The organism is Candidatus Atribacteria bacterium (genome assembly GCA_011056645.1).
GTDB lineage: Bacteria > Atribacterota > Phoenicimicrobiia > Phoenicimicrobiales > Phoenicimicrobiaceae > Sediminicultor > Sediminicultor quartus.
This window is the reverse complement of sequence record DSEL01000056.1, coordinates 1-5542: the sequence shown is the minus strand read 5'-3', so window position 1 is coordinate 5542 and position 5542 is coordinate 1. Positions and strand designations below refer to the sequence as shown.

At 34.8% G+C, this 5542-nt stretch carries 5 protein-coding genes; all 5 read left to right on the top strand.

Annotated features, from left to right (window positions below; translation table 11 throughout):
• Nucleotides 1-64 precede the first annotated feature (64 nt).
• Entirely contained in the window at nt 65-1615 is a 1551-nt protein-coding gene (gene guaA / locus ENO17_02015; GenBank protein HER23821.1) for a glutamine-hydrolyzing GMP synthase, read from the top strand.
• Nucleotides 1616-1829: 214 nt separating this feature from the next.
• The gene (locus ENO17_02010) at nt 1830-3125 is read left to right on the top strand and encodes an adenylosuccinate synthase (GenBank protein ID HER23820.1); all 1296 of its coding nucleotides are present in this window, start codon (nt 1830-1832) and stop codon (nt 3123-3125) included.
• A 167-nt stretch (nt 3126-3292) separates the two neighbouring features.
• Nucleotides 3293-4588, top strand: coding sequence for an adenylosuccinate lyase (locus tag ENO17_02005; GenBank protein ID HER23819.1), 1296 nt, complete (start codon nt 3293-3295; stop codon nt 4586-4588).
• 277 nt (nt 4589-4865) lie between these two features.
• Entirely contained in the window at nt 4866-5258 is a 393-nt protein-coding gene (locus ENO17_02000; protein HER23818.1) for an S-adenosylmethionine decarboxylase proenzyme, read from the top strand.
• A partial coding sequence (locus tag ENO17_01995; GenBank protein ID HER23817.1) for an S-adenosylmethionine decarboxylase occupies nt 5255-5542 on the top strand: 288 nt, incomplete at its 3' end. The genes ENO17_02000 and ENO17_01995, both read left to right, overlap by 4 nt.

Sequence of the window (5542 nt, the reverse complement as noted above, 5' to 3'; positions counted from 1 at the left end):
GTATATTGTAAATATAGATAACCTATACTGTAGAAATAAATAAAGATAAACCGGAGGAATCTAATTGCAAAAAGAAAAAAGTAAAGAATGGATTGCTATCTTAGATTTTGGTTCACAATATACCCAGCTAATAGCCAGACGGATAAGAGAAGCCAAAATATATTCGGAAATAATTCCTTATGGTGTTGAGCTGGATAGCCTGCGAAAGGAACCGCCTAAAGGAATTATCCTCTCCGGTGGACCAGCAAGCGTATATGAAGTTCAAGCGCCAATGTGCGATAAAAAAATCTTTGAATTGGGGATACCCATGTTGGGAATTTGTTATGGCAGCCAATTGATTGCTCAATTTTCAGGAGGCAATGTAGTAAGAACCTCTCAGGCGGAATATGGAAGGGTGAATATTATTCTGGATAATCAAGAGGATCTTTTTTATGGATTCCCTAAAACTACCAATGCTTGGATGAGTCATCAAGATTTAGTAGAAGATCTTCCTCCAAATTTTCAGGCTATCGCTCATAGTGAAAATACCAGAGTTGCCGCTATGGTCAATAGAGAGAAAAAAATTTATGGAGTCCAATTTCACCCCGAAGTTACCCATACTCCCTTAGGGAAAAAAGTATTCGAAAATTTTCTCTATAGGATATGTCAGTGTAAGCTAAGTTGGGATCTAGGGTCATTCATCGAACAATCAATAAAAGAGATTAAAGAAAAGGTTGGCAATGATAAAGTAATAGCCGGGGTAAGCGGAGGAATAGATTCATTAGTGGCGGCAGTATTAACCCACAAGGCTATTGGCAATCAACTTTATTGTATCTTTATTAATAATGGTTTGTTAAGAAAGGGAGAAGCAGAAGAAGTACAAGAAAAATTTAAGGATAATTTTAAAATAGATTTAATCTATATTAATGCTTCTGAGAGATTTTTAAAGAGACTGAAAGGTGTAAGTGACCCGGAGACCAAGAGAAAGGTAGTGGGGAAGGAATTTATACGAGTATTTGAGGAAAAGGCCAAAGAAATCGGTAAAGTAGATTATTTATTGCAAGGAACTCTCTATCCCGATGTAATAGAGAGTATTTCCCTGCAAGGTCCTTCTTCAAAGATTAAATCTCATCATAATGTAGGTGGATTACCCCGGGAAATGAAGCTGAAAGTTTTGGAACCTTTAAAATATTTGTTTAAGGATGAAGTAAGACAAGTAGCGAAAAAGTTAGGATTTTCTGAAAAAGTAATCTGGCGGCAGCCTTTCCCTGGACCGGGATTATCTATAAGAGTAGTGGGTAGTGTCGATCAAGAAAAGTTGGATACTTTAAGAGAAGCGGATGAGGTAATTAAGCAGGAAATAAAAAAGAATCATTTATACCATAAGATCTGGCAATCTTTTGGTATTCTACTTCCGATAAAGACGGTAGGCGTAATGGGAGATCTTCGAACTTATGATTTTGTCCTCGCCTTAAGGATTGTAAATAGTAGTGATGGCATGACGGCTGATTGGGCAAAAATTTCTTACAAGATATTAGGCAAGATATCCAATAGAATTATCAATGAGGTAAAAGGCATTAATCGTGTGGTTTACGATATCAGCTCCAAGCCACCTGCAACCATTGAATGGGAGTAAAAATAGTATTAAATATCGAACAGATAGGTTCGAGTTAAGAAAAAGGAAAGAAATATAGAATTATCAGCCAACCTCTTAGTACCAGATTCCCACCTCTTTTTGTATCTTGCATCTTGTTATTTGATATTAATTGGTAAATTGGTTAATCGATTAATCGGTCAATTGGTTAATCGGTAAATATCCAAAAAATACGAAAGGATGAGTATTAAAAACAATGTCTACATTAGTAGTAGTTGGATCTCAATGGGGAGACGAAGGAAAGGGAAAAATAACTGATTTGCTTTCTGAAGAAGCAGACATTATTATTAGATATCAAGGAGGTTGTAATGCCGGTCATACGGTAGTAATGGGAGATAAACAATTTATCTTTCATTTGATACCCTCTGGTATCTTACATGAAGGAGTAAAGTGTCTTATTGGCAGCGGAGTGGTAATAGATCCGGAATCTTTGTTGCAGGAAATAGAAAGCTTAAAGAAAAAAAATATAGAAATCGATGGTAACCTATTCATAGATTTTAAAGCCCATGTAGTTTTGCCTTATCATAAAAGGTTGGATGAAATAAAAGAAATGAAAAGAGGGAAAGATAAGATAGGTACCACTAAAAGAGGCATTGGTCCTGCCTACGTAGATAAGATCGCTCGTTCTGGAATAAGAATGATTGATTTGATCGATGAAAAGTTTTTGGTAAAAAAATTAAAGAAAAATTTAAACGAAAAAGGAAATATTTTCGAAAGTTTATACGGTATTAGAATATCTGCTCAAGAAAAACGGGATATTTTAAAAAGATATATACAATATGGCCAACTGCTAAAAAAATACGTAATAGATGGTTCCTTATACCTAAATCAAGCAATTAATGAAAATAAAAAAATAATATTTGAAGGCGCTCAAGGGACTCTTTTAGATATTGACCATGGCACTTTTCCTTATGTAACCTCCTCTAACCCCATAGCCGGGGGGGCTTGCATTGGAGCGGGTGTAGGTCCTACCAAGATAGACAAAGTGATGGGAATAACCAAAGCTTATACTACACGAGTAGGAAAGGGTCCCTTTCCCACAGAGATGCAAGGAGAATTGGAAGAATATACCCGCCAAAGAGGTGGAGAATTCGGAGCCACTACCGGAAGACCCAGAAGATGTGGATGGTTCGATGCGGTATTAGTAAAATACGCTGTCAGAATTAATGGGCTGGACAATATGGTTCTCACCAAGATCGATGTACTGAGTGATTTTGAACAGATCAAAATATGCACTTCTTACAAATACGATGAGGAAATAATAAAAGAATTTCCGGTTAATTTAGAGATCTTACAAAATTGTATCCCCATTTATGAAGAGATGCCAGGGTGGAAAGAAGATATTTCTCAGGTAACTAAATATGAAGACCTTCCCCGGCAATTAAAGGATTATATTATGCGAATAGAAGAATTGGTAAAGACAAAAGTAGTTATCGTATCAGTGGGTCCTAAAAGAAGTCAGACTATTATTCGAGAAAAAATATTTAAATAAATAGAAAAAATGTTAAAATGATTGTTAGATAAATAAACCGGCTGATTATCCTAATAGAGATGTAAACTTGCATTAAAACCAACTAATTAATTAATTTATTCGGTCAATTGTTCATTTAGTGAATTGGCTAATCGGTAAATTGGTGAATTAATAGAGAGGTGGAAATAATGATTGATAGATACTCTCTTCCGGTGATGAAAAAAATCTGGGAAGAGGAGAGTAAATATAAAAGTTGGCTAAGAATAGAACTTTTAGTTTGTGAAGCTTTATTTGAATTGGGAAAGATAAATCGAGAAGCAATAGAAAATATCCGAAAAAATGCCAGATATTCTATAGGCCGTATTCAGGAAATAGAAAAAGTAACGCGACATGATGTTCTAGCCTTTACAACTGCTGTGGGAGAAAACTTGGGAGAGTATTCCCGTTATTTCCATCAAGGATTAACCTCTTCCGATATATTAGATACTTCTTTAGCCTTAATGTTGAAGCAATCAGCTGAAATAATTTTGGAAGATATTGATCATTTACTCAATGCTTTAAAAGAAAAGGCTTTGCAGCACAAGTATTCTCTAATGATGGGCAGAACGCATGGTGTTCATGCTGAACCGATCACCTTTGGTTTTAAAATAGCCTTATGGTTCTCCGAAATGGAAAGAAATTTGGAGAGGATGAAGAGAGCGAAGGAAGAAGTAAGTTACGGTAAGATATCGGGGGCAGTAGGAACTTTTGCTCATATTGATCTTTCGGTGGAGGAATATGTTTGCACAAAATTACATCTGACACCGGCAAAGATTTCTAATCAAATTATTCAAAGAGATCGGCATGCCTATTATTTAGCTACCCTAGCAGTAATTGCCAGTTCTTTGGAAAAGTTTTCCACTGAAATAAGGGGATTGCAGAGGACTGAAATTTACGAAGTGGAAGAAAAATTTTCCTTCGGGCAGAAGGGTTCTTCAGCTATGCCACATAAGAGAAATCCCATAATTTGTGAAAGAATTTGTGGACTTTCTCGAGTAGTTAGAGCGAATGCCTTAACGGGTTTGGAAAATATTAACCTGTGGCATGAGAGAGACATTTCCCATTCTTCTGCTGAGCGAATTATTCTCCCCGATAGTAATATTCTTGTTGATTATATGTTACAAAAATTTACTCAACTTGTAGCTAATCTAAATGTATATCCCGAACGAATGAAGGAAAATTTAGGAAAAACCAAAGGACTAATCTTTTCACAGAAGGTGATGTTAAGACTTACCGAAAAAGATCTTTCTCGAGAGGAAGCATACAGGATAGTGCAAGGAATTTCTATGAAAGTCTGGCAAGGCCAGATAGAGTTTAAAGAACTTTTATTAAGAGACCATGAAGTAGGTCAATATCTAACAAAATCAGAGATAGAAGAATGCTTTGATTATCAGAATTATTTAAAAAATATAGATTCAATATTTAGCAGAGTATTTAAGGAATAAGATTATCAAAACTAACAATTTTTTTTAAGATAAATATTTAAAGAAGAAGAAAAATAGACCGGTTCAATACACTGTTGCTCTCTTCTTGTTTTTTTATAAAAAAAAATGAAAAAATATTGTTAAAATATGTTGATTAATTTGAGAGATTTTGATATATTATCTTTTGTATTTTAATGATTTTTAAATACTGCGAAATATCATGAGAAGAGTTGATAGGGGCAGTAAATTTTTTAAAGAAGGGGGGGCGATATATCGTCATATATCGCGAAGTTAATGAATGAACTACTTGGGGAATCATTTATTAGTAGAACTTTATAATTGCAATATCATCTCTATTAACAATGTCGTAAAAATAGAGAAACTTCTAGTAGAAGCAGTAAAGGTTTCAGGAGCAACTGCTTTAAATTCGACCTTCCATAAATTCTCTCCTCATGGAGTAAGTGGGGTAGTAGTAATTTCCGAATCACATTTTTCCATTCACACTTGGCCTGAATATGGCTATTGTGCTTTAGATATTTTTACCTGTGGAAATGAAATTCAAAGTGAAAAAGCATTGGATTTTCTTAAAGAAGAGTTAGAAGCGGGTTCAATCTCGGTTACCGAAGTAAAAAGAGGTATTTTAGATTTTCCCGTTAAACTTTTACATAAACCGGAGGTATCGGAAAAATGAGCAAGATAAAGAAAGAATTTTTTGAGACCAACGCTTGGGGATTATTAACTAATGTTGATCTTTATGATTGTAATCCCGAGACTATAAGAGATGCTAAGGCTATCAAGAGATATGTCGATGAACTTTGTGAATTAATTAAAATGAAGCAATTCGGAGAAACGCAGGTGGTAAATTTTGGCGAGGATGAAAGAGTTGCTGGCTTTTCTATGGTTCAATTAATAGAAACTTCTTTGATCTCAGGTCATTTTGCCAATCACACCAACAATGCTTATATAGATATATTT